17 protein-coding genes are annotated in these 21,500 nt (G+C 73.2%); 14 read left to right on the top strand and 3 right to left on the bottom strand.

From position 1 onward, the window contains the following. The first annotated feature begins 130 nt into the window (after positions 1 to 130). The 9 genes from ABT122_RS06285 (at position 131) to ABT122_RS06245 (ending at position 11,716) form a co-directional block, all read left to right on the top strand. Positions 131 to 1,381: a glycosyltransferase family 2 protein gene (locus ABT122_RS06285; protein ID WP_351546174.1), complete on the top strand. Its 1,251-nt coding sequence runs from the start codon at positions 131 to 133 to the stop codon at positions 1,379 to 1,381. Next, positions 1,378 to 3,348, top strand: coding sequence for a right-handed parallel beta-helix repeat-containing protein (locus ABT122_RS06280; protein ID WP_351546171.1), 1,971 nt, complete (start codon positions 1,378 to 1,380; stop codon positions 3,346 to 3,348). The genes ABT122_RS06285 and ABT122_RS06280 overlap by 4 nt, the downstream gene beginning before the upstream one ends. Before the next feature lie 197 nt (positions 3,349 to 3,545). After that, positions 3,546 to 4,691: a right-handed parallel beta-helix repeat-containing protein gene (locus ABT122_RS06275; RefSeq protein ID WP_351546168.1), complete on the top strand. Its 1,146-nt coding sequence runs from the start codon at positions 3,546 to 3,548 to the stop codon at positions 4,689 to 4,691. Between the two features lie 252 nt (positions 4,692 to 4,943). Beyond that, complete coding sequence (locus ABT122_RS06270) at positions 4,944 to 6,272, top strand: UDP-glucose dehydrogenase family protein (RefSeq protein WP_351546165.1); 1,329 nt, start codon at positions 4,944 to 4,946, stop codon at positions 6,270 to 6,272. 393 nt (positions 6,273 to 6,665) lie between these two features. Beyond that, the gene (locus ABT122_RS06265; RefSeq protein WP_351546162.1) at positions 6,666 to 7,922 is read left to right on the top strand and encodes an FAD-dependent monooxygenase; all 1,257 of its coding nucleotides are present in this window, start codon (positions 6,666 to 6,668) and stop codon (positions 7,920 to 7,922) included. Positions 7,923 to 8,337: 415 nt separating this feature from the next. After that, complete coding sequence (locus ABT122_RS06260) at positions 8,338 to 9,060, top strand: alpha/beta fold hydrolase (RefSeq protein ID WP_351546159.1); 723 nt, start codon at positions 8,338 to 8,340, stop codon at positions 9,058 to 9,060. A gap of 131 nt (positions 9,061 to 9,191) precedes the next feature. Then, on the top strand, positions 9,192 to 10,013 hold the full coding sequence (locus ABT122_RS06255; RefSeq protein ID WP_351546156.1) for a class I SAM-dependent methyltransferase: 822 nt from the start codon (positions 9,192 to 9,194) through the stop codon (positions 10,011 to 10,013). After that, positions 10,010 to 10,969 carry a lactate/malate family dehydrogenase gene (locus ABT122_RS06250; RefSeq protein ID WP_351546154.1) on the top strand — a complete coding sequence of 320 codons (960 nt, stop codon included), beginning with the start codon at positions 10,010 to 10,012 and terminating at the stop codon, positions 10,967 to 10,969. The genes ABT122_RS06255 and ABT122_RS06250 overlap by 4 nt, the downstream gene beginning before the upstream one ends. Before the next feature lie 255 nt (positions 10,970 to 11,224). Next, positions 11,225 to 11,716 carry a DUF5709 domain-containing protein gene (locus ABT122_RS06245; protein WP_351546151.1) on the top strand — a complete coding sequence of 164 codons (492 nt, stop codon included), beginning with the start codon at positions 11,225 to 11,227 and terminating at the stop codon, positions 11,714 to 11,716. A 78-nt stretch (positions 11,717 to 11,794) separates the two neighbouring features. Here the strand turns inward: ABT122_RS06245 and fabG are convergent, their stop codons facing one another. From fabG to ABT122_RS06230, 3 genes are all read right to left on the bottom strand, one after another. Next, the gene (fabG, locus tag ABT122_RS06240; RefSeq protein WP_351546148.1) at positions 11,795 to 12,619 is read right to left on the bottom strand and encodes a 3-oxoacyl-ACP reductase FabG; all 825 of its coding nucleotides are present in this window, start codon (positions 12,617 to 12,619) and stop codon (positions 11,795 to 11,797) included. Between the two features lie 194 nt (positions 12,620 to 12,813). After that, the gene (locus ABT122_RS06235; protein ID WP_351546146.1) at positions 12,814 to 14,010 is read right to left on the bottom strand and encodes a hypothetical protein; all 1,197 of its coding nucleotides are present in this window, start codon (positions 14,008 to 14,010) and stop codon (positions 12,814 to 12,816) included. A 121-nt stretch (positions 14,011 to 14,131) separates the two neighbouring features. Continuing rightward, on the bottom strand, positions 14,132 to 14,770 hold the full coding sequence (locus tag ABT122_RS06230; protein ID WP_351546144.1) for a TetR/AcrR family transcriptional regulator: 639 nt from the start codon (positions 14,768 to 14,770) through the stop codon (positions 14,132 to 14,134). Positions 14,771 to 15,081: 311 nt separating this feature from the next. Between ABT122_RS06230 and ABT122_RS06225 the strand changes: the two genes are divergently transcribed. The 5 genes from ABT122_RS06225 (at position 15,082) to ABT122_RS06205 (ending at position 20,778) form a co-directional block, all read left to right on the top strand. Further along, on the top strand, positions 15,082 to 16,485 hold the full coding sequence (locus ABT122_RS06225; protein ID WP_351546141.1) for an MFS transporter: 1,404 nt from the start codon (positions 15,082 to 15,084) through the stop codon (positions 16,483 to 16,485). After that, complete coding sequence (locus ABT122_RS06220; RefSeq protein WP_351546138.1) at positions 16,482 to 17,702, top strand: FAD-dependent monooxygenase; 1,221 nt, start codon at positions 16,482 to 16,484, stop codon at positions 17,700 to 17,702. The genes ABT122_RS06225 and ABT122_RS06220 overlap by 4 nt, the downstream gene beginning before the upstream one ends. A gap of 533 nt (positions 17,703 to 18,235) precedes the next feature. Beyond that, the gene (locus tag ABT122_RS06215) at positions 18,236 to 18,730 is read left to right on the top strand and encodes a stress protein (protein ID WP_351546135.1); all 495 of its coding nucleotides are present in this window, start codon (positions 18,236 to 18,238) and stop codon (positions 18,728 to 18,730) included. A 94-nt stretch (positions 18,731 to 18,824) separates the two neighbouring features. Then, positions 18,825 to 19,355 carry a hypothetical protein gene (locus ABT122_RS06210; RefSeq protein ID WP_351546132.1) on the top strand — a complete coding sequence of 177 codons (531 nt, stop codon included), beginning with the start codon at positions 18,825 to 18,827 and terminating at the stop codon, positions 19,353 to 19,355. 166 nt (positions 19,356 to 19,521) lie between these two features. Continuing rightward, on the top strand, positions 19,522 to 20,778 hold the full coding sequence (locus ABT122_RS06205; RefSeq protein WP_351546130.1) for a hypothetical protein: 1,257 nt from the start codon (positions 19,522 to 19,524) through the stop codon (positions 20,776 to 20,778). The last annotated feature ends 722 nt before the right edge of the window (positions 20,779 to 21,500 follow it).

Raw genomic sequence — 21,500 nt, 5'->3', positions numbered from 1 at the left:
TTTCAGCTCGATCGTTTCCCGTACAGTGGCGCATCGCGTGGGGTTGCTGACTCCGAACGTCATCACCATGCGGGCTGGGGGGCCGGGACAGGTGTCAGGTTTTTTCGACGGAGTGTGGTCATGGATCGTCATGGCCGCGGGGGAAACATCGTGGCGTGAACTGATGCCGCTGGGCCTCGCCGGAGCGTTCGTCTGGGCGCTGTGGCTCTATCGGGCGGTGCTCTCGCGCTTCGCCCGGCCCGTGGTGAACGAGTTCCGCACCACGGTGTCGGTGGTGGTCCCGGCGTACCGCGAGGACCCGGAGATTCTGCTGGACTGCCTGGAGACCTGGCTGCGGCAGGACCCCACCGAGATCATCATCGTGCCCGACGTGGACGACACGGAGGTGCTGCGGCAGCTGTCCCTGGTGGAGGACCCACGGGTACGGGTGCTGGCCTTCGAGCACCACGGCAAGCGCTCGGCGCTGGGAGTGGGCATCAGGGCGGCGACCAGTGAGCTGATCGTGCTGGTCGACTCCGACACCCGCTGGCAGCCGGGGCTGCTCGCGGCGGTGCAGATGCCGTTCGCCGACCCGGAGGTGGGCGGGGTCGGGACCCAGCAGAACGTCTATCTGAGAAGCACCAGCGTCTGGCGGCGCCTCGCCGACTGGCTGGTCAATCTGCGCTACTACGACTACGTCCCCGCCATGGGCCGCGCCGGCGCCGTGGCGTGTCTCTCCGGCCGTACGGCCGCGTACCGGCGGGCGGCGGTGGCGCCGGTGCTGGAGAACCTGGAGAACGAGTTCTTCCTGGGCCGCCGGTGTGTCGCCGGGGACGACGGCAGGCTGACCTGGCTGGTGCTGGCCTCCGGCTACCGGACCGTGCACCAGTCCTCCGCACGGGCGCTGTCGATGTTCCCGGACTCGCTCTCCGCCTTTGTGAAGCAGCGGGTGCGCTGGAGCAGGAACTCCTACCGCTGCTATCTGACCGCCCTCTACAAGGGCTGGCTCTGGCGGGCACCCCTGGTCACCAAGATCACCGTTCTCCAGATCCTGCTGACACCGGTGACGATGGGCATGGCGCTGGGCTATCTGCTCTTCAGCCGGCTGGAGCTGAACGGCCGCGGGGTGGTGCTGGTGGTGATCTGGCTGGTCGTGGGGCGCGGCATCCGCGGCTACTCCCATCTGCGCCGGCATCCCCAGGACATCCTGCTGCTGCCGCTGCTCGCACTGGTGGTGATCATGATCTCGCTGCCGATCAAGCTGTACGCCTTCCTCACCATGAACAAGCAGGGCTGGCTGACCCGCACCAGCACCAGCGTGGGCGGTGAGGGGCAGAGCGCCGCCTCTCTCACCCACGGGACGCGGTCCGGAGTCTCTCCCGCGGGGGCGGTGCGGCGATGACACATCCATCCGGACAGAGCGCGCGGCGGGTGCTCCGCGCCGCACGGCTCCTGGTCGCCCTGCCCGTCGCGGCGGGTCTGCTCCTCGCGGCACCGGCGCCCGCGACGGGCGCGGCGCCGGCCGGGCGCGGCGACAGGGACCCGGCGCTCACCGCCGAGGACGCGGAGAACCAGACCGCCCTCGTCGCCGCGGAGGACCGCCGGCTGGACCAGGTCCGCGCGGTGGCCGCCGTCGCCCCGCTGAAGGGCCCGCAGTGGTCACGCCCGTACCGGCTGGACACCCAGGGCGGATACACCCTGGTCCTGACCCAGCGCACCAAGCCGTACGGCGTCTCCGACCTGCTCGAACTCGCTCCGCAGACCTTTGTCCGCAAGCGGGACGGCTCCTATCTGCTGACCGAGAACATCTATCTGAACACGGGGGCCAAGCTCAAGCTCTCCAGTCCCGGCGGGCTCCATCTGCGGCTGGCGAGCAGCACCAAGGGCTTTGTCTCCATCGTCTCCTTCGGTGGCCGGCTCACCCTGGAGGGCACCCCGCAGGCGCCGATGCGCATCAGCAGCTCGGACACCCGCACCAACGAGCCGGACACGGATGTACGGGACGGCCGGGCCTATGTGCGGGCCATCGGCGGCCAGTTCTCCATGACCCACACCCGGGTCTCCGATCTGGGGTTCTGGAGCGGGCGCACCGGCGGTCTCGGTCTCACCGGCACGGACCGGCCCGACACCGGCAACATCAAGTACTCCGGCGCCGACGAGAATCTCAACCAGCGGGAGCAGTCGGCCGCCGACGACAAGGCGGAGCGGCAGTCCGAGCAGACACCCCGCAGCAGTGGAGTGATCGCCGAGCCCGCCGGGGAGCTGAGGACACCGGACGGCCGGTTCTCGGTGCCCGATCTCTCCTATCTCTCCGCGGAGATCAGCAACTCCACCGTCTCGGGCAATCTGTACGGGGTGTTCGTCTCGGGCGCCAGCGGGGTCAACATCACCCGGACCACGGTGCGGAACAGTCTGGAGGACGGGGTGGTACTGCACCGCGGTGTCACCAATGTCGTGGTCGACCGCACGGTCTCCGAGGAGAACGGCGGCGACGGCTTCGTGCTCTCCCGCGCCACCCAGCAGGCCCGGGTCACCGGTTCCAAGGCGCTGTCCAACGGCGGAAACGGCTTCACGCTCAGCGGCAGGCCGCTGGCGGACGGCCCCTCCGCCGCCGGGGAGTCCATCGCCAGCTACGGCTCCAACTCGGTCTCCCACAGCACGGCCAGGGACAACGGCCGCTACGGCATCGAGATCTTCGGCGGGGTGAACGTCGGTGTGCAGGACAACCGGGTCGACGGTGGCGACATGGGTATCGTGGCCCGTGAGGACGCCAGCAAGGTCGCCATCACCGGCAACCATCTCAGCGGCCAGACCCGGCAGGGCATCTCGGTCAGGGACGGGGTGTCGGGGGCGAACATCAGCGGCAACCTCATCGAGGGCACGGACACCGGCGTCTATGTACGGGACTCGCGGGCCGAGGTGCGCGGGAACACCGTCCAGGACGCCACCGAGCACGGGATATCCCTGGTGGGCGGTGTCGGCAGATCCAAGGTCACCTACAACGTGGTCGCCGGGGTCGGGCCGAGCGCGCTGGACACCAGCCGGGCGCGCGGTGACATCACGCTCAAGAAGAACCAGACCTTCGCCTGGCACGACACCAGCAGCTTCTGGATCAAGTTCCGTCACTACGCCAGCCCGATGACCCTGCTCTGGGCGTCCATCCTGCTGCTCATCCTGATCTCGGCGGTGCTGGGCGCCCGGCGCACCAGCCGCCGGGGCGATGTGCCGCGCCTGGGCATCCATCCGTACGCCGACAAGAAGTCGCTGCCGAGCGCGCCCGCGAGCGAACTCCTCAAGGAGAACGCCCGGACGGGTACGTCCGGCCGCCATCGGATGCCGGCGATGACCGCCGGTCACGACCAGCGGTAGGCCGCGGTCCCCCGGGCGGTGGGCATCCGTCCCCGGTTCCACCGCACCGGTCCAAGACCCGTCACCACCATCCCGCGAAGCCGGAGTCACCGACGATGTCATCCGTTCCGCCGCAACCAGCGCAACCGCCCGGGCCGCCGGAGCCGCCGGGGCCGCCGCAGCCGCCCGACCGGCCCGGGGCCCGCCGGAGTCCGGCCGTGTGGCTCTCCGGGGCCGCACTCGCGGTCGCGCTGATCGCGCTCGTGGTGGCCGTGTCCGGGCGCGACGGCGGAGCGGGGACGGAGGTGCTGCCGGGAGCCACCGAGGCCGGGCCCGACTCCACCTGGTCCGTACGGCCGGGGGCCGTGCCCAGCGACCCGGACGAGCCGGACGAGCCGGAACCGGTGGAGACGGACGGGCCGGCGGCCTCCCCCGGTGCCGGTGACCCGGTGCCGCCCGCGCCCTCCGCCGAGGTCGACTGCCCGCCCGCCTCGGTGACGGTGGGCGATGCCCGCTCCCTCAAGGACGCCCTCGCGAAGGCGCGCGCCGGGGACAGCATCCGGCTCGCCGACGGCGTCTACTCCGGGCGCTTCGTCGCCACGGCCGCCGGCACCGCCGAGAAACCCGTCTCGCTGTGCGGCGGCTCCGGCGCGGTCATCGACGGCGGCGGGATCAAGGGCGGATACGCCCTCCATCTCAAGGGCGCCACCCACTGGCGGGTGGTCGGCTTCACCGTGCGCAACGGCCAGAAGGGAGTGATGGCGGACCGGGTACGGGGCACGGTGATCCAGCGCCTGACCGTGGAGTCGATCGGCGACGAGGCCATCCATCTGCGCGACTTCAGCTCGGACAATGTGGTCCGGGACAATGTCGTCCGTGCCACCGGGCTGCGGAAGCCGAAGTTCGGCGAGGGTGTCTACATCGGTACCGCCAAGTCCAACTGGTGCACCGTCACTCAGTGCGCGCCGGACGAGAGCGACCGGAACGCGGTGATCGGCAACCGCATCAGCGACACCACGGGTGAGGCCGTCGACATCAAGGAGGGGACCACCGGCGGCAGGGTGGTCGGCAACACCTTCGACGGCGCGAAACTGGCCGGCTCCCACAACGACTCCTGGGTCGACGTCAAGGGCAACGACTGGCTGATCCAGGGCAACACCGGGCGCAACTCCCCCGAGGACGGCTTCCAGACCCATCAGATCGTCAAGGGCTGGGGCACCGGCAACACCTTCAGCGACAACACCGCGCGCGTGGACGGACCCGGCTGGGGCTTCCGTCTCACCTCCGACGGCAACAAGGTCACCTGCGACAACAAGGTGACCGACGCCGCCAAGGGGCTCGCCAATGTCGACTGCGCCTCCTGACGGGGGCTGACCGGCCCGCTCCCACCCGACCGACCACCCCTTTCGCCCGATCGGCCCGGCCTCGTCCGGTCGACCGGTTCCCGCCCTCCCGGCCCGGTCCCGCAGGACCGGCGCCCGCTCCCACCGGACCCCGCCACGACGGGCGGTGCGGTGATCCGTCGCGCCCCGCCGAACCCCGCCGGGAGCGGCAGCACGAGTGCACGGGGCGCGGCAGGCGCCCACCCCACCGACAACCATCGCCCGGAGGTCACCATGACCGCTCCCGCTCCCCGTCTCACCGTGATCGGCACCGGATATCTCGGCGCCACCCACGCCGTCTGCATGGCCGCCCTCGGCTTCGAGGTGCTGGGCGTGGATGTGGACCCGGGGAAGATCGAGCGACTGAACGCCGGGGAGGTCCCCTTCTTCGAGCCGGGCCTCCCGGAACTCCTCGGCAAGGCGCTCGACTCCGGGCGGCTGCGTTTCACCACCGGCCCGGAGGAGGCCGGGGAGTTCGGGGATGTGCACTTCGTCTGTGTCGGGACACCGCAGCGGCAGGGCTCGCACGCGGCCGATCTGACCCATGTCGACGCCTCGGTCGAGGCGCTCGCGCGGCATCTGCGCCGGCCGTCGCTGGTGGTCGGCAAGTCCACCGTCCCGGTGGGCACCGCGGCCCGGCTGACCGGGCTGATCCAGCGGGTGGCCCCGGCCGGAGCGGATGTGCGGCTCGCCTGGAACCCGGAGTTCCTGCGCGAGGGTCATGCGGTGGAGGGCTCCCTGCGGCCCGACCGGCTGGTCTTCGGGGTCGCGTCGGAGTGGGCCGAGCAGCGGCTGCGGGCCGCCTTCGCCCCCGTCATCGCCCGGGGCACACCGGTCGTGGTCACCGATCTGCCGACCGCGGAGCTGGTGAAGGTGGCGGCCAACTCGTTCCTCGCCACCAAGATCTCGTACATCAACGCCATGGCGGAGGTCTGCGAGGCCACCGGTGCCGATGTGACCGCGCTCGCGACGGCCCTCTCCCACGACGACCGGATCGGCGGGCGGTTCCTCAAGCCCGGGCTCGGCTTCGGCGGCGGATGCCTGCCGAAGGACATCCGGGCCTTCACCCACCGCGCGGAGGAGCTGGGGGCGGGCCGGGCGGTCGCCTTCCTCCACGAGATGGACGGCATCAATCAGCGGTGCCGCACCCGCACCGTCGACCTGGTGCGCGAACTGACCGGAGGTGAGCCGGCGGGTGTGCGGGTGACCGTGCTCGGGGCCGCCTTCAAACCCGACTCCGACGACATACGCGACGCCCCGGCGCTGGATGTGGCGCGCACCCTCCACCGCGCGGGTGCCCGGGTGACGGTCGTCGACCCGGCCGCCACCGGGAACGCCCGGCGCGCCTTCCCCGAGCTGGAGTACGGCACCGACGCCATCAGCGGCGCCACCGGCGCGGAGGTGGTGCTGCTGCTCACCGAGTGGTCGCAGTTCCGTGAGATCGATCCGCACGCCATGGGCGCGGTGGTGGCCCGGCGGCGCGTTCTCGACGCCCGCCACGCCCTCGACCCGGCCCGGTGGCGCGCGGCGGGATGGGAGTACCGGGCACTGGGCCGCCCCTGAGGGGGCATGGGCGGCGGCCACGCCGTACCGCCGGCCGGTGACGGGTGCTCGGGGCCGGGGTTCGCCCTCCGGGCCCGCCGCCGGACGCCCGAACGCGCCGGTGCCGCCGGCCGGGGCGCCCCGCGTGCCGGGTGCGGGGCGGTCGCGGCACCGCCTGGAGGGCGAGGGGGCCGCGCGGCGCGCGCCGTCCGGCGGGCACGGTGGGCTCCCCGCGGGACACGGCCCACGGCCCGCGCCACGGACGGGAACGCCACGGCCCCGGGAACCCCCGCCGCGATCAACGATCTTGATGGCTGCCATCACCGCTCTGTATTGGACGCCCCGCCGCCCGTGGCCGGAAGCTGATGGCAGGGGCCCGGCCCCAGGGCTTCGGTGAGAGGCAGGGACAGATCGATGAGAGTGACCGTCGTGGGCGGGGGCATCGCCGGCTTGACCTGTGCCCTGAGTCTGCACGCCGCCGGCTTCGCACCCCGGGTGCACGAGGCCGCGCGGACCGTCGAGGCGGTCGGCGTGGGCATCAATCTGCTGCCGCACGCCGTCCGCGAATTAGCCGAACTCGGCCTGGCCGGTGAGCTGGCCGCCATCGCGCTCTCCCCGCGCAGGCTGAGCTACCGCGACCGGTCGGGCGAGCCGGTGTGGGAGGAACCGCTGGGGCTCGTGGCCGGTTACCACTGGCCGCAGCACTCCGTACACCGCGGAAGTCTCCAGATGCTGCTGCTGGCGGCGGTGCGCGAGCGCCTGGGGCCGGAGGCGGTCCGCACCGGTCTGCTGTTCCGGCGTTTCGAGCAGACCGGGGACGGTGTCCGGGCCCACTTCCTGGACCGGGCGAGCGGCCGGCCCGTGGTCGATGACGCCGATGTGCTGGTCGGCTGCGACGGCATCGACTCCGCGGTCCGCGCGCAACTCCACCCGGACGAGGGCCCCGTGAAGGGGAACGGCGTCCACATGTGGCGCGGGGTCGCCCGCCATCCGCACATTTTCGACGGCCGCACGATCGTGGTCGCGGGCGGCACGCCCGGCGCCAAGTTCGTCGCCTACCCGATCGAGGACCCGGTGACCGAGGGCGGCCGGGCCCTGATGAACTGGGTGCTGGAGGTACGGTACGGTCCGTCCGCCGCGCCTCCGGACGGCGCGGGCCGCCGCCTCACGGCGGCGGAGGCCCGCGCCGGGCTGGCGCTCTGGGATCTGCCGTGGATCGACCTCGGCTCACTGGCCGAGCACTCCTCGGCGATCTTCGAGTACCCCATGGCCGACCGCGATCCGCTGCCGTACTGGAGCGCCGGGCGGGTCACCCTGCTCGGTGACGCCGCGCACCCGATGTTCCCCATGGGCATGAACGGCGGGTCGCAGTCCATCGTCGACACCCGGGTACTGGCCTGGTGCCTGGCCCGGGAGAACGACCCCGGGGCCGCGCTCCGCCGCTACGACCGGATGCGCAGGCCGACGGTCAACGCGGTGGTGCTGGCCAACCGGCGCCTGGGGCCGGAGGAGATCATCTCTCGGGCGGCGGAACACGGCGGGGCGCTCCCCGCCGACCGGGCCCGGAAGATCGCGACCGGGTACCGGGAGGTGGCCCGGGCCACCGTGGACCAGGTGAACACCCACGCGTCATGGACCGTCCCGCGCCGGGCAGCGGGCCCGGCCGGCTGAACACTCCACCGGCCGGGAACGGGACCGAGTGCGGGTGCGGGTGCGGGTGCGGGTGCGGTGAGCACCGGCCCGACGGACACCGGTCCGGCTCCCCCGGCCCGCCAGACACCCACCCGGTCCGGTGAGCACCCGTCCGGCCCGGCCCGCCCAGCACGACAGACACCCACCCGGCCCGGCTCCCCCGGCCCGGCAGACACCCGGCCACCGAGCACCCGGTCCGGTGAGCACCCGTCCGGCCCGGCCCGCCCAGTACGACAGACACCCACCCGGCCCGGCTCCCCCGGCCCGGCGGACACCCGGCCACCGACCACCCGGTCCGGTGAGCACCCACCACCATCACCCCTCTCCCCCGCGTGCCCCGGAGCACCGGGTCGCCGGCCCGCGGGCGAGGAACACCCCAAGGAGCTGACCCATCGTGAGCACCCCTGCGCACATCCGGAACATCGTCCTGGTCCACGGCGGATTCGTCGACGGGTCCGGCTGGAAGGGGGTCCACCGGCTGCTCAGCGCGGACGGCTACCGCGTGAGCGTCGTCCAGAACCCCACGCTCTCCCTCGCCGGCGATGTCGCCGCGACCCACCTCGTCCTCGATGCCCAGGACGGCCCGGCCGTCCTGGTCGGGCACTCCTACGGCGGCGCGGTGATCTCGGAGGCGGGCAACCACGGGAACGTCGCCGCGCTCGTCTACATCGCGGCGTTCGTACCCGACAGGGGCGAGTCCGTGAGCACCCTGATCGCCGATCCCCCGGCCGGTGCGCCGGTCCCGCCGATCCTGCCTCCGGTCGGCGGACACCTCCTCCTCGACCGGGAGAGGTTCGCCGCGTCCTTCGCGGGGGATCTGCCCGCCGACGAGGCCCGGTTCCTGGCCGACTCCCAGGTGCCCTGGGGTGTGGACGCCCTCGGCGGGGCGGTCGCCCGGCCCGCCTGGCAGAAGAGGCCGAGCTTCTATCTGGTCGCCACCGGCGACCGCATGATCCCTCCGCCGGCCCAGCGCGCCATGGCCGAGCGGGCCGGTTCGGCGATGGTGGAGACCGGCGGCAGCCACGCCGTGTACATGTCCAAGCCCGCCGCGGTCGCCGGGCTCATCATCACCGCCGCCTCCGGTTCCTATGTCGCGGGGGCGGGGACCACCGCCTGACCCCCGTACGGCGGCCCGCCGGCCGGCGAGGGGCCGCGCCGGCCGCCGGCGAGGACCGGTCGTCCGCGGCACGCGCCCCACCCCCGCGGCCCCTCCCCCGAGGTATCGACTCAGCGAGAGAGGACTCCTTCATGACGAGCGCACTCCCCCCGGAGGGCACGGTGGCCCACCCCTATGTCTTCGCCGGCTCGGGTTCGGCCGAACGCGACCGTCTGCTGCTGCTGGCGCGCCTGCTCGACCCCCTGCACCAACGGGCCCTGCGAGCGGCCGGGTTGCGCCCGGGACAGCGCTGCCTGGAACTCGGATCGGGCACCGGCACCATCGCCGGGTGGATGGCCGATCAGGTCGGCCCGGACGGGCATGTCCTGGCCACCGACATCAATCTGTCGTTCCTGAGGGACCTGCGGCGCCCCAACCTGTCCGTGCGCGAACTCGACGTCCTCACGGACGAACTGCCCCGCGACGCCTTCGATGTGATCACCTGCCGGGCCCTGCTGCACCATCTGCCGCGCTGGGAGTCGGTGGTGGAGCGCCTGGCGCGCGCCCTGAGGCCGGACGGTGCGCTGGTCCTGATCGAACCCGACGCCAGCGCCGCCGTCTTCGCCGGTCCCGAGCATCAGCGCTTCTGGTCGGCCTGGTGCCGCTGGGGACAGACCGAGGGAATCGACTTCCGGCTCGGCCGCAGGCTGCCCCGGGCCGTGGAGCGCAGCGGACTCGACCTCCGTGACGTGACGATGGAGGTGCCCTTCTACACCGGTGACTCCGCCTGGGGCCGGCTCTACCGCTCCACCGTCGAGGCGGCCCGGCCCTCGCGGACCTCGTGGTCCGGCCCCGGCCTCCTCGCCGACTTCGAGCGCCTCAGCGGGCGGACCACCCACCCGACGTGCTCCTTCGGCTGGGTGGCCGTCCGCGCCCGGGCCGGGCGCGAGGCGACGTCGGTGCGATCGCGGTGAAACCCGCCAAGGTCACGATCGTCGGTGCGGCGGGCGGGGTGGGGGCGTCCCTCGCCCATCTGCTCCTCACGGCCCGCGACCCCTACGAGATCGCGCTCATCGGCCGCAGCCCGGAGTCCATCGGCTGTCTGCTGATGGACGCCGAGTCGCTCGCGCCGCTGGGCCGCGCACCACGGGTCGGACACGGAACCACGGGGGATTTCCACGACTCGGACATCGTCGTCATCGCCGCGTCGGTCCCGCTGACCGCCTGGGCGCCGCGCGCGGAGTCGACGGCCGGCAACGCGGAGATCGTGCATCCCTACTTCCGCGAGATCGCCAAGATCTCCTCTGAGTGGCGTGGCCACGTCATTGTCGTGACGAACCCGATCGATGTGTTCAGCCAGTGGCTGCGGCGCCATGCGCAGATCGACCGCACCAGGATTCTCGGCTACTCCTGGAACGACAGCCTGCGCCTGCGGGTGGCCACGGCCCGGGTGCTCGGCGCGACGGCGGCGTCCACCACGGCCTGGGTCGTCGGCGAGCACGGGGACGCGTTCGTTCCGCTCTTCGGCCGCATCCGGGTGAACGGCCGGCGCGTACACCTCTCCGCCCCGCAGCGGCAGTCCGTCCTCACCAGCCTGCGCGGCTTCTACGCCGAGTGGAGCCGGCTCGACGTGCCCCGCACCACGGCGTGGACCACGGCCGAGGGAGTGGCACGGATGATCCGGGACCTCACGCGCGGGCCGTCCCGGGAGGCTCACCGGGTCTCCGGAGGGCCGGTGGGGTGGACGGCCTCCATGGCCCTGGAGGGCGAGTACGGTCTGCGCGACGTCAGTGTGGGGGTTCCCGTCGCCATGGACGCGGAGGGAGCGCTGAGCGCGGTCGAGTGGGAGCTGGAGGAGACGGAGGCCGCCGCCCTCCGGCAGGCGGCGGCACTGGTCCGGGAGCGGGTGGCGGGCCTGGGCGGGCTGTGAGCGGTGCCGCCGCCGGCCGGGCCGCGCGGATGCGGCCCGGTGGGTCGTGTGCTGTGGTCGTCCTAGGGAGTTTCTTTCGGATCGGGCCGGATCGGTGAGCGGGGGGGTCCGGTGCCGTGGATCGCGAGGCGGAGGAGGGAGCCCACGCGGAGCGTCGGCGAGGGACGGCAACGCGGCGAGGCGCGGTGCCGGGGCTCGCGAGCCCGGCACGATCCGAAAGAGACGACCCAGGGGCCGGGGCGAAGGAGGAGAGTCATGGCCGACGACCAGGAGCCCGAAGGGGCCAGGGGCGACGATGTCTATCAGCCCGAGTCCCCGGACGACAACGAGGTCCCCGACGACGAGGGAGTCCTCGACCCGGAGGACACCCTCATCGACCGGGGCGCCGACCCCTACGACGAGGGCTGGTCCCCGCCGGAACGGCCGCTGGGCGTCGAGCACTGGGGCACCACCGCCCGGGAGCAGCGCGAGGGCGAGTCACTGGATCGACGGCTCGCGGAGGAGCAGCCGGAGGAGTGGGACGGCCCGCAGGACGGGGACGGCATCGGTGACACCTCCGACACGGACGGGGAACGCCGCGACGACGAGGTGGGCGACCGCCGCGCCGGGCGGCTGGTGGCCCCCGACGAAGGAGCCCACGAGGACGAGGAGAAGGATCTCGTGGCACGCGACGAGGGCATCTCCGGAGCGGCCGCGTCCGCCGAGGAGGCCGCCGTCCATGTGGTGCCGGACGACCCGGGCGACTGACTCCGGCGGGCCGGGTCGTCAGGGTCGTCAGGGTGGTTAGGGTGGTTAGGGTCGTCAGGGTGGTTAGGGTCGTCCGGGTCATGGCCGGGGCGGGGCCAGGGCGTCCAGGGACTCCGGCCGGGGCGGGGCCAGGGCGTCCAGGGACTCCGGCAGCGTCTGGCCGCCGTCCACGGTGAGGGTCTGGCCGGTGATGAAGGCGGCCTCGTCGGAGGCGAGGAAGAGGACCGCGTGCGCGATGTCCGAGGTCTCGCCCAACCGGCCCAGCGGAATCGAGGCGGTCATGCCGCGGAGGTACTCCTCGCCCAGCTCGACGAGGCCCTCGGTGCGCACATTGCCCGGCAGGACGGCGTTGACGGTGATGCCGTGCGGCGCCAGTTCGAGGGCGGCGCCGCGCAGGAACCCCACCTGGCCCGCCTTGCTCGCCCCGTAGTGGGACCAGCCCGCGTAGCCGGTGGCGGGGCCGGTGATCGACGAGGTGAGGACGATCCGGCCCCGGCCGGCGCGCTCCATCGCCGGGAGACAGGCGCGGACGGCCAGGATGCCGCCCCGGAGGTTGACGTCCAGGACCTCGTCCACATCGTCGGCGGTCATGTCGCGCAGTGGTTTCTCCGGGAAGATCCCGGCGTTGGCGCAGAGCACATCGATGCCCCCGTGCAGACGCGCGGCCTCGGCGGCCATCCCCTCGATGGCCTCCGGGTCCCGCAGGTCCACGCCCATCCCCGCGACCCGTCCACCGGTGGCGCGGGACAGCTCACCGGCGACCGTCCGGGCGTTCGCACCGTCGCGGCCGGTGAGCAGCACGGCCGCCCCCTGCCGTGCGAACAGCTCGGCGATACCGTGCCCGATGCCGCGCGTCCCCCCGGTCACGATGACGGACCGGTCCTCCCAGCGTGTGAACGTCATGCGCCATGCTCCTCGTCCTCGTCCGCCGTGTGTACGGGCCCCTCAACCGTGCTCCCTCCCCCGCGCGGGCGGGAACGACACCACCGTCCCGACGGCAATCCGGTGCGGCCGGGGTCCGCGCCGGGGCGGACCTCCGGCGCCGGTCCCCGGGGCGGGCGATCGGGTCGTACGGGGAGCGGACTGGCCGCGCCCGGTCAGTCAGCTCCCCCGATGTCCCAGGCGCCACGGGCCCGTATCTGGTAGTAGCCCGGCCCCGGCCACTCGAAGGCGGCGGCGGTGTCCCCCTTGCCCCGGACGATCACCTCTCCCTCCCGCAGCCCGGCGTCGAGCGCCTGGAGGAGAACGGAGCCGCGTCCCCGGTGGCGCAGAATCGCGATCCGCCCCGCCGGGCCGGTGTAGCGCAGCAGGGCGTAGCCGCGCCCCTCGGCGGACACGTCGACATCGGCCACGGCGTCGAGCCCCTCGGAGCGGGCCCACCAGTCGGTGCGCTCGTGGTCGGGGAAGGTGACGGAGAACCGGATCACGCTCCTGTCGCCGGCCCGGACCAGCGGCAGCAGGGCGGTGGCCGGTTCGGAGCCGTCCCCCACGGTGTAGGTGCGGAGCGCGTCGGACGAGCGCGGCGGCTTGAAGACCACGGTGACCCGGACCGGGCGCTCGGTGCGGAAGAGGAGCACGGCGGGCTCGCCGACGACCGGGAGGACGACGCCGGGCGTTCCCGCGCGGCCCCGGCCGCCGCTGGTCTCGCGGCCGTGCGGCCGGTCCTCCCGGTCCGGTGCCACCGGCCCGGGCCGCCCGCTGCCGGACATCCGCAGGCGCGGACGCCGGCGCACGGCGTCCCACGGCGACGCCGGTACGGCTCCCCGCTCGCGCGTCCCCGGCGCGGCGGGCGGCGGGGTCGGCGGTGCGCCCATCGGGGCCAGGCCGTCCGCCAGCCGTGCGGCGTCGGCGGCGCAGACGGCTGTGGGCCGGGCGGCCCCGCCCTCCGGCGTCCAGAGCACCCGGGTCGTGGAGACGCCGTGCCGGGGGTCGAAGAAGCAGAGCGGCAGCCGCTCGGGGGGTTCCCGTCCGGCGAGGCGCGCGTCGAGGCAGGCGAGCGCGTGCCGCCCGGTGTCCAGGGCGCGCAGCGCGCCGAGTACGGCGTCCCGGCCGTGCTCGCCGGCCCCGGCGAACTCCCGCTTGGCCTCGTCGTACGCGTCGAGCGCCCGCCGCAGGTCGTCCCGCATCCCGTCCGTGGCGCCGGGCTGCCCCGGCGCGAACGTGTGCTCGTCCAGCTCGATCCCGAACGCCGTGATCGCGGCTTCGGTCCCGGCGTGCTCCGCGCGCCCGGGACTCCCGGAGCGCGTGATCCGTTCCCGTCGCCCGAAGAGCCGGCCGACTGTCCCCTCCCACATGGGTCCATCCTGCACCACGACCCTCCGCCGCGCCCCGCTCCACCCCGGCGGGACGGCCCGGACAGACCGTCAGCCGGCGCTCCGGCTGCCCCTCTTCCGTACCGTCCCGGGGCTGTGGGCCTCAGCCCCGTCCGGGCCGGTGTGCCCGGAGGAAGGTCCGCACCCCCGCCACGACCAGGGGCCGTACGCGGGTGTCCGCCGCGGCGTTCGCGGAGCCGAGCCGGTTGAGCGCGACGCCGAAGGTCAGCGCGATGAACTGGTCGGCCGCGAGCCGGGGATCGGGGATGTCGAGCAGCCCGGCCGCCGCGAAGGCGGCGAACCGCTCGGCGAGCGCCTCGTCGGGGGTGTCGGCCATGGAGTTGTAGCCCCGGTGGGGCAGATGGCCGGATTCCGCCCGGACCAGCCGTTGCAGCGCCGCGTACTCCGCCGAGCCGAGCATGTCGGTCGCGATCCGCATCGAGAACGCGACGAGGGCGTCTTCGAGGCCGGCGTCCTCGACGGGGTCGGCGAGGGTGTCGTCGAGAGTGCGCCGGATCGTGGTGATCAGTGACTGGCCGGCCGCGTCGACGACCGCCTTCAGCAGGGTCTGCTTGTCGCCGAAGTAGTCGTACACCGTCCGCTTGGACACCTCCGCCCGGGCGGCGACCGCGTCGACGCTGGAGCGGTCGAAGCCGTCGGAGAGGAACAGTTCCCGGGCCGCCGCGAGGATGGCGGCCCGCTTCGGCGTGGACCCCTCGCGCAGTGTCTTCGTGGTCGGCATGGGTTCATCCTAACCGAATTACACTGCACGGTGTAGTGTAGTTCCGGTGGATGCGCACCCCATGGCTCCGCCCGCTCCACCGGGCGGAGCTGTGCGCGCCACCCCGGTCACGGCTGACCGGGTCCGCCCCGCCGGGCGGCCCGCGGCCGTGCCCGCCGAGGACCACGCACAGCCGTACGCACACCCGCACCGCGCGCTCCACACAGACCCGTACACCGCACCGCGTCCATCGCACCGCGTGCACCGCGCGGACCGCGCGGCACGGCCACCGCGCCGGCGCCGGGCGCGCGATGCCGACGGAAAGGACGTCCATGACCACCACCGCCCTCCCACCCCCACCGGTCCACATCGGCAGGCCGGCCGTCCGGGCCCTCGGCCTGCTGGCGGTCGCCACCGGCGCCCTGGAATCGGTGGTGACGCCGACGCTCCCGCTGCTCCAGCGCGAGCTGGACATGAGCCCCGCCGAAGGGGCGTTACTCAGCATCACGCTCCTCGTCACCGGCGCGCTCGTCACCCCGGTCGCGGGCAGGTTCGGCGACCGCTACGGCGGGAAACGGGTACTGATCCGGCTGATGGCGGTGGTCTGCGCCGGCGGTCTGGTGTCCTCGCTCGCGCCGAACCTGCCGGTGCTGCTGCTCGGCCAGGTCCTCCAGGGGGCGATGGTGGGCGCGCTCCCCCTGTCGTTCATCCTGGTGCGCCGGCACCTCCCCGCGCGCGAGGCGAAGGTGGCCATCGGGGTGGTCAGCGGGCTGTTCGTCGGGGGCGCGATGGCGGGAACACTGTCGGCCGGGCCGGTGGCGGAGGAGCTGTCCCGGCACTGGATGTTCGCGCTGCCGACGATCGCGGTCGCCGGGGGCACCCTGCTGGTGAACAGGCTGATGCCACGGGACCCGCAGGACCGGCCGGACGATACGGGGTTCGACTGGCCCGGCCTGGTCCTGCTGAGCGGGACCCTGGTCACGCTGATGCTCGGACTCGCGCTGGCGGCCGGCATCGTCGCCCGGCCCCTGGTGCTCGGCGCCTTCCTGGTGGTTCTGGCCGCCTTCGCGACCGGATGGGTGGCCGTCGAGCGCCGCGCCGCCTCACCGATGGTGGATCTGCGGCTGCTGGCGCGGCCGGCGGTGTGGAGGTCGTGCCTGCTGACGTTCGTGCTGTGCGCCGGCACCGGGGTGGCCGTCCATCTCGTCCCGCAGCTCCTCGCGGTGTCCGGGGACGGGTACGGATTCGGGGCGGACGCCACCCGGATCGGCCTCGTCCTGCTGCCCGGCGCCGTGGCCGCTTCGCTCGCCGGGCCACTGAGCGGGATCGGGGCGCGGCGCCTCGGCTCGCGCGCCGTGGTGACCGCCGGGATCGTCGTCATGGTCACCGCGCTGACCGGTCTGGCGGCCGTGCACAGCGAACTCTGGCACCTCGCCGTCGGCAAGGCGCTGATCTCGCTGGCCAACGGCCTGTGCGTGACGGCGATGGTGGCCGGGACCGCCCTGTCCGTGGACCGGGGCGACACCGGCATCGCCACCAGTCTGGTACTGGTGACGCGTGTGGTGGGTTACGCCGTGGGGGTGCAGCTCAGCGGCGCGATCCTCACCGCCGGGACCCCTCCCGGGTCGGAGGTGCCGGCCGAATCGGCCTTCACCGCCGGCCTCGTCACCGCCGCCGTCGTCACGGCGCTCTCCCTTCCGGTCGCCCGTGCCATGAGCCGAGGAGTCAGGGAATGAACCGCACCGATCCGCCGGGGAACCGCCGCACCGCGCCGGGGCGCGAGGTCCTGATCTCCGGGGCGGGTATCGCGGGGCCCGCCCTCGCGTTCTGGCTGAACCGCCGCGGCTTCGCGGTCACGGTGGTCGAGAAGGCGGGCGCGCCGCGCCACGGCGGCTACCCCGTCGATGTGCGCGGCACCGCGCTGGAGGTCGTCCGGAGGATGGGCATCCTGCCGCGGCTGCGGGACGCGCACATCGACCTGCGCCGGATGACCTTCCTGGACCGGGACGGCGGCGAGGTGGCCTCGGTCGATCCGCACGCCCTCACCGGCGGTGTCGCGGGACACGACCTGGAGGTGCGGCGCGGGGATCTGACCGCAGCGCTCCACGCGGCGGTCCGCGACGATGTGGAGTTCCTGTTCGACGACTCCCTCGAAACCGTCGAGCACTCCGGCGACGGGGTCGATGTCACCTTCCGAGGGGGCGGTACGCGTACCTTCGGAATGGTGGTCGGCGCGGACGGAGCGCACTCGCGCACCCGCGCGTCCGTCTTCGGCCCGAAGGAGCGGTTCCACCGGTATCTCGGCTACCGCTTCGCCGGATTCACCCTCCCCAACACCTTCGGGCTCTCCCACGAGACGCTGATGTGGAACACCCCGGGCAGGGCGGCGGCGCTCTACGCCGTGGGGGGCGGCGACCCGGTGCACGCCCTCCTGGTCTTCGCCCACCCGGAGCCGCCGTCCGAGGCGCTCCGGAGCACGGCGGCCCAGCGGGAGCTGGTCGCCGGCGTCTTCGCCGGCGCGGGGTGGGAGGTCCCGGGGATGCTCGCCGCCCTGCGGGAGGCGGATGACCTGTTCTTCGACGGGGTCACCCAGATCCGTATGCCCCGCTGGTCCAGCGGCAGGGTCGCGCTGGTGGGCGACGCGGCGTACGCGCCCTCGTTCCTCACCGGCCAGGGCTCCAGCCTCGCGCTCGTCGGCGCGTACATGCTCGCCGCCTCCCTGGCCGGCCGGAACCACGACGCGGGCTTCGCCGCCTACGAGCGCGAGACCCGTGCGTTCGTGACCGCCCATCAGGACCGCGTGGGCGTGGGCGACTCCGTGCTCTTCCCGGCCACCGCCCGGGCTCTGGAGCGGCGCGACGACCTGCTGCGCCGTCTCTCCGCCGGGCCCTCCGCGCAGGAGCGGCCGGTCCATCCGTCCCTCACCCTGCCCGCACACGTCCCCCCGGGATGAGCAGGGCGCCCGCGAGCGGCGGCGTGCGCGCGTGGGCAGGGGCCGGGACCACCGCCCGATTGGCCTGATTCCACCGTTTGTCATCGCTTCGGCGGGCAACAGGCAGGGCCAGTCGGTACCCCGTCCGGCGGAGCGACGGCCCGCCGGACGGGGTCACAGCGCGGCAGCCGGCGCCACAGCGCCACGGCCGGGGTCGCAGCGCGGCAGCCGGGGAACGGGCGCCCGCCGCGATATCCCCGGAGCGCGTCGAAAGGACCGCAATCCATACGGGGCCGCATTTCCCGGCGGGCGACACCGGCGATTCGCTCCCGGCGCGATCGGAGAAATCCAGGGGCCCGCATCAGTGCGCGTGATGGGTGCCATCAGCACGATCTATTGGCCTCGTCGCCGGTGGACGGGAAAACTTATGGCCAGCCGCTGAGAGAACGGGCGGACGGGGGCTCGGCGTTGACGCCGCACCAGGCCGGCTCACGAGCCCCGGCATCACGAAAGGGAGAAATGCCATGGCCATCAACCGCAAGCGCATCGCTCTGATGATCGCCAGTTCGGTCACCGCGGCGGGCGTCCTGCTGCCCGCCACCGCCTCCTACGCCGCCACGGCGCCCGCTCCGCAGCCCAAGCCGGTCGCGGCCCAGAAAGTGACGCCGGGCGAGGTGGGCGTGCGTGCCCCGCAGGTCGAGGTCATCAAGTCGATCGTCGACTCCACCGCGAAGATCATTACCATCGTCCGCAATGCCATCGAGAAGAACCAGAACCGTCCGGGATATGTGAAGTCCCTGATGGAGGGCCTCTTCTACGAGAACGGCCAGCACTACAACGTCATGGTCATCAACAACTCCAATGGATTCAGCTTTAATCTGCACGGTCTGGTCTATGACGCCAGGGTCAGCGGAATTCACGGCACCTACCGGGTGTTCGTCTTCGAATCCGGTGAATTCACGAACCACGGCGACGGCGGCTGGATCAACTGGGGCTTCCGTGGCTGGTTCACGCAGAACGGCAACCATGTGAACTTCCGCCGTCCCTGATGACCCCCGGTCCCGCGCACACCGATCCCCGGCGAACGCACATCCCTCACCCTCCGGCCCCGGCCCGGGCCCCGGCAGAACAGGAATCTCCCTCATGCGCCGCGATACCGCCCTCGCCTCGACCTTCCTGGCCGTCCTCGCGCTGACGGGGGCCGCCGCGCTCCCGGCGCAGGCGGCGGAGCGTCCCGCCGCCCCGGCCACGGCCACGACCGCACTCACCCCCTCAGCGACCACGGCGGCCCAGCCCCCCTCCACCCGGGCCGTGGCCGTGACGGTCTCCGTCTCCATGGACCATCTGGGCCGGGGCCAGGCGATCGCCGACGCCCTGCGCAACATCCAGACCAACAACCGCCAGACCTTCGTGCAGGAGGCGGTCAGCAAGGCGTTCCACAACGCCGGTGGCCGGCACAACGTCGTGCTGCACAACCTGAGCCAGAACTACACCGACCGCTTCCAGGGCACCGCCGTCTACGCCAATGTGCGCTGGGGCCATGTCTACTTCGGACTGTGGATCTTCGAGTCCGGGGAGTTCACGAACCACGGTGACGCGGGCTGGATCAACTGGGGCTTCCACGGCTGGTTCGAGCGCAATGGCAACCACCTGAGGTTCCACCGCTCCTGGTAGTGGCCCCGGGGGGACCCGGTCCCCGGCGGGCCTCCGCCGCCACCGGAACGCGGCTCCCCGTCAGCCCGACCGGCTCCCCGCCGGGGCGGGGAGCCGGACCGCTGGGCGCCGGGCGGGACCCGGCTACTCTCGACGCCGACAGTCCACTTCGGGAGCGGGCGGGGCGATGGACCACGAGATTCAGCTGATCAGTGACGGTGATGGCCTGGCGGTCATCGGGAGTGCGGCGGATGTCGACCGCTTCCTCGTCTCGGAGGGGCTGCCGTCGAAGGACCTCGGACCGCGGCGGTTCACGTCCGCCGTCGGTGCGGGGGCGGCCATCGCGGAGGCGGGTTCGGAGATGGCCGCCGAATCCGCCCGGTGGGTGAAGCTGACTCCGGATTCGGCCCGGCTCGTCAAGAAGTACGGGCTGCGGGAGAGTGCCGGGACGGGGCTCGGCACGGGGGTGGTGAAGGGGCCCAAGGGCCAGGTCAGGGGATTCGTCGAGTTCGTGAGGGGGAGCCGCGCGCTTCCGGCCGATCCGGCGATGCTCGCCGGCGCCGCGAGGATCATGGCGCAGGTCGCGATGCAGCAGGCCATGGACGAGATCACCGACTATCTCGCCACGATCGACGAGAAGGTCGACGATGTGCTGCGCGCCCAGAAGGACTCCGTGGTGGCCCGCATGGTCGGAGTGGGCTTCGTCATCGAGGAGGCCATGACCATCCGGGAGAAGAGGGGTGGCAGGGTCGACGAGGTCACCTGGTCGAAGGTGCAGGCCGCGCCGGCGGCGGTCGCGGAGACCCAGGCGTACGCCCTGCGCCAGCTCGACGCGACGGCGGAGAAGCTGGAGCGGAAGACCAGGATCGGTGATCTCGCCGCGGCGGCCGGGGACGCCGAGTCCGCGGTCCGGGAGTGGCTCGCCGTTCTGGCCCGCTGCTTCCAGCTCCAGGACGCGATCGCCGTGCTCGAACTCGACCGGGTACGGGACGCGTCACCGGAGGAGCTGAACGGGCATCGCCTCGGGCTGAGGGCGGCCCGGCAGGACCGGCTGGATCACATCGCGCGGATCACCGGGCATCTGGTGGCCAGGATGGACGCGGCGGCCGGCACGGCCAACGCGAAGGTGCTGCTGCACCCGGCCAAGTCCCCGGCCGTGGTGCGGTCGAGCAACCATGTGGCGGCCGGCGTCCAGGAGTTCCGCGGACGGCTGGGGATCGAGTCCGGTCACCGGTCCCCGGAGGCGAGACGGTGGGTGGAGGCGGCCACGGAGGCCAGGGACAGGGCGCTGGAGACCGGGGCGAAGGGGGTCGGCGCCGCCAGGAACCTCGGCAGCGAGACGCTGGACCGGGCGGGCTCGGTGAAGGACAGGCTCGCCGGCGGGATCGCCGAGCGAGCCCGCCGGCGGCGCGGGAACGCACAGGGACGCGGCGGGGAAGCCTGAGAGGCCCACGGGCGGAGGTCGCCCCGGGGGAGACACCGGGCGCGGAAGGTCCACCGGGGCGGGAGAGGCACCGGGAGCCGGAGGTCCACCGGGGGCGGCAGGAGGACCGGCCGGGTGGCGGGCCGGTCCTCGGGGGCGGCGGTCCACGGCCGGGCGCGGCCGTGTCACCGGCCCTGGGCGCGGCGAGGCCGGGCGGATCGATGCGACCGGAGGTCTTCCCCGATGCCTCTGTCGCACTCGGCATGGACACGCCGGTACGGACGACCGCCCGCACACCCCCGTCCGGAGCCGTGCACGGGCTCGCGGGCTCGCGCCGGAACACCTCGATGATCCGGTCGGCGGCCCCGGGAGCAGTCGACCGGGCGAGGCTCGGCGGCGTCCGCTCCCCCGGCGCCCCGGGATCGTGGCGCACCGAGCGCCCCATCCCATTCCGGCCACTTCCCGCCGGGGTGTTCGGGAACCGTTTCGCGTCACCGCCAGACCGGCCGGCGGCTCCGCGCCACCGTGCCGAGCGGCTCCCGCGCGCCATCGGCGGACGGGGGCGACCACTCTGCCCACCCGGGCCCGGCGCCGCCGAGCCCCACCGGGGTCAGATGTCCCCGCTCGCCGCAGAAGGGAGAAGGGGCCGGTAAATCGGTTGCCACCGCTCCGGGAGGGGTGGTTAATCTGGCGGAGTTCCGTCGATCTGCTCTGGGCCCGCCGCGCCCTGGAAGAGGGATTTT

Origin of the sequence: Streptomyces sp. NPDC001985 (assembly GCF_040296845.1) — a bacterium.
Classification (GTDB): Bacteria; Actinomycetota; Actinomycetes; order Streptomycetales; family Streptomycetaceae; genus Streptomyces.
Note: the sequence above shows the minus strand (reverse complement) of the source record. Positions and strands in the feature narration are given on the sequence as shown.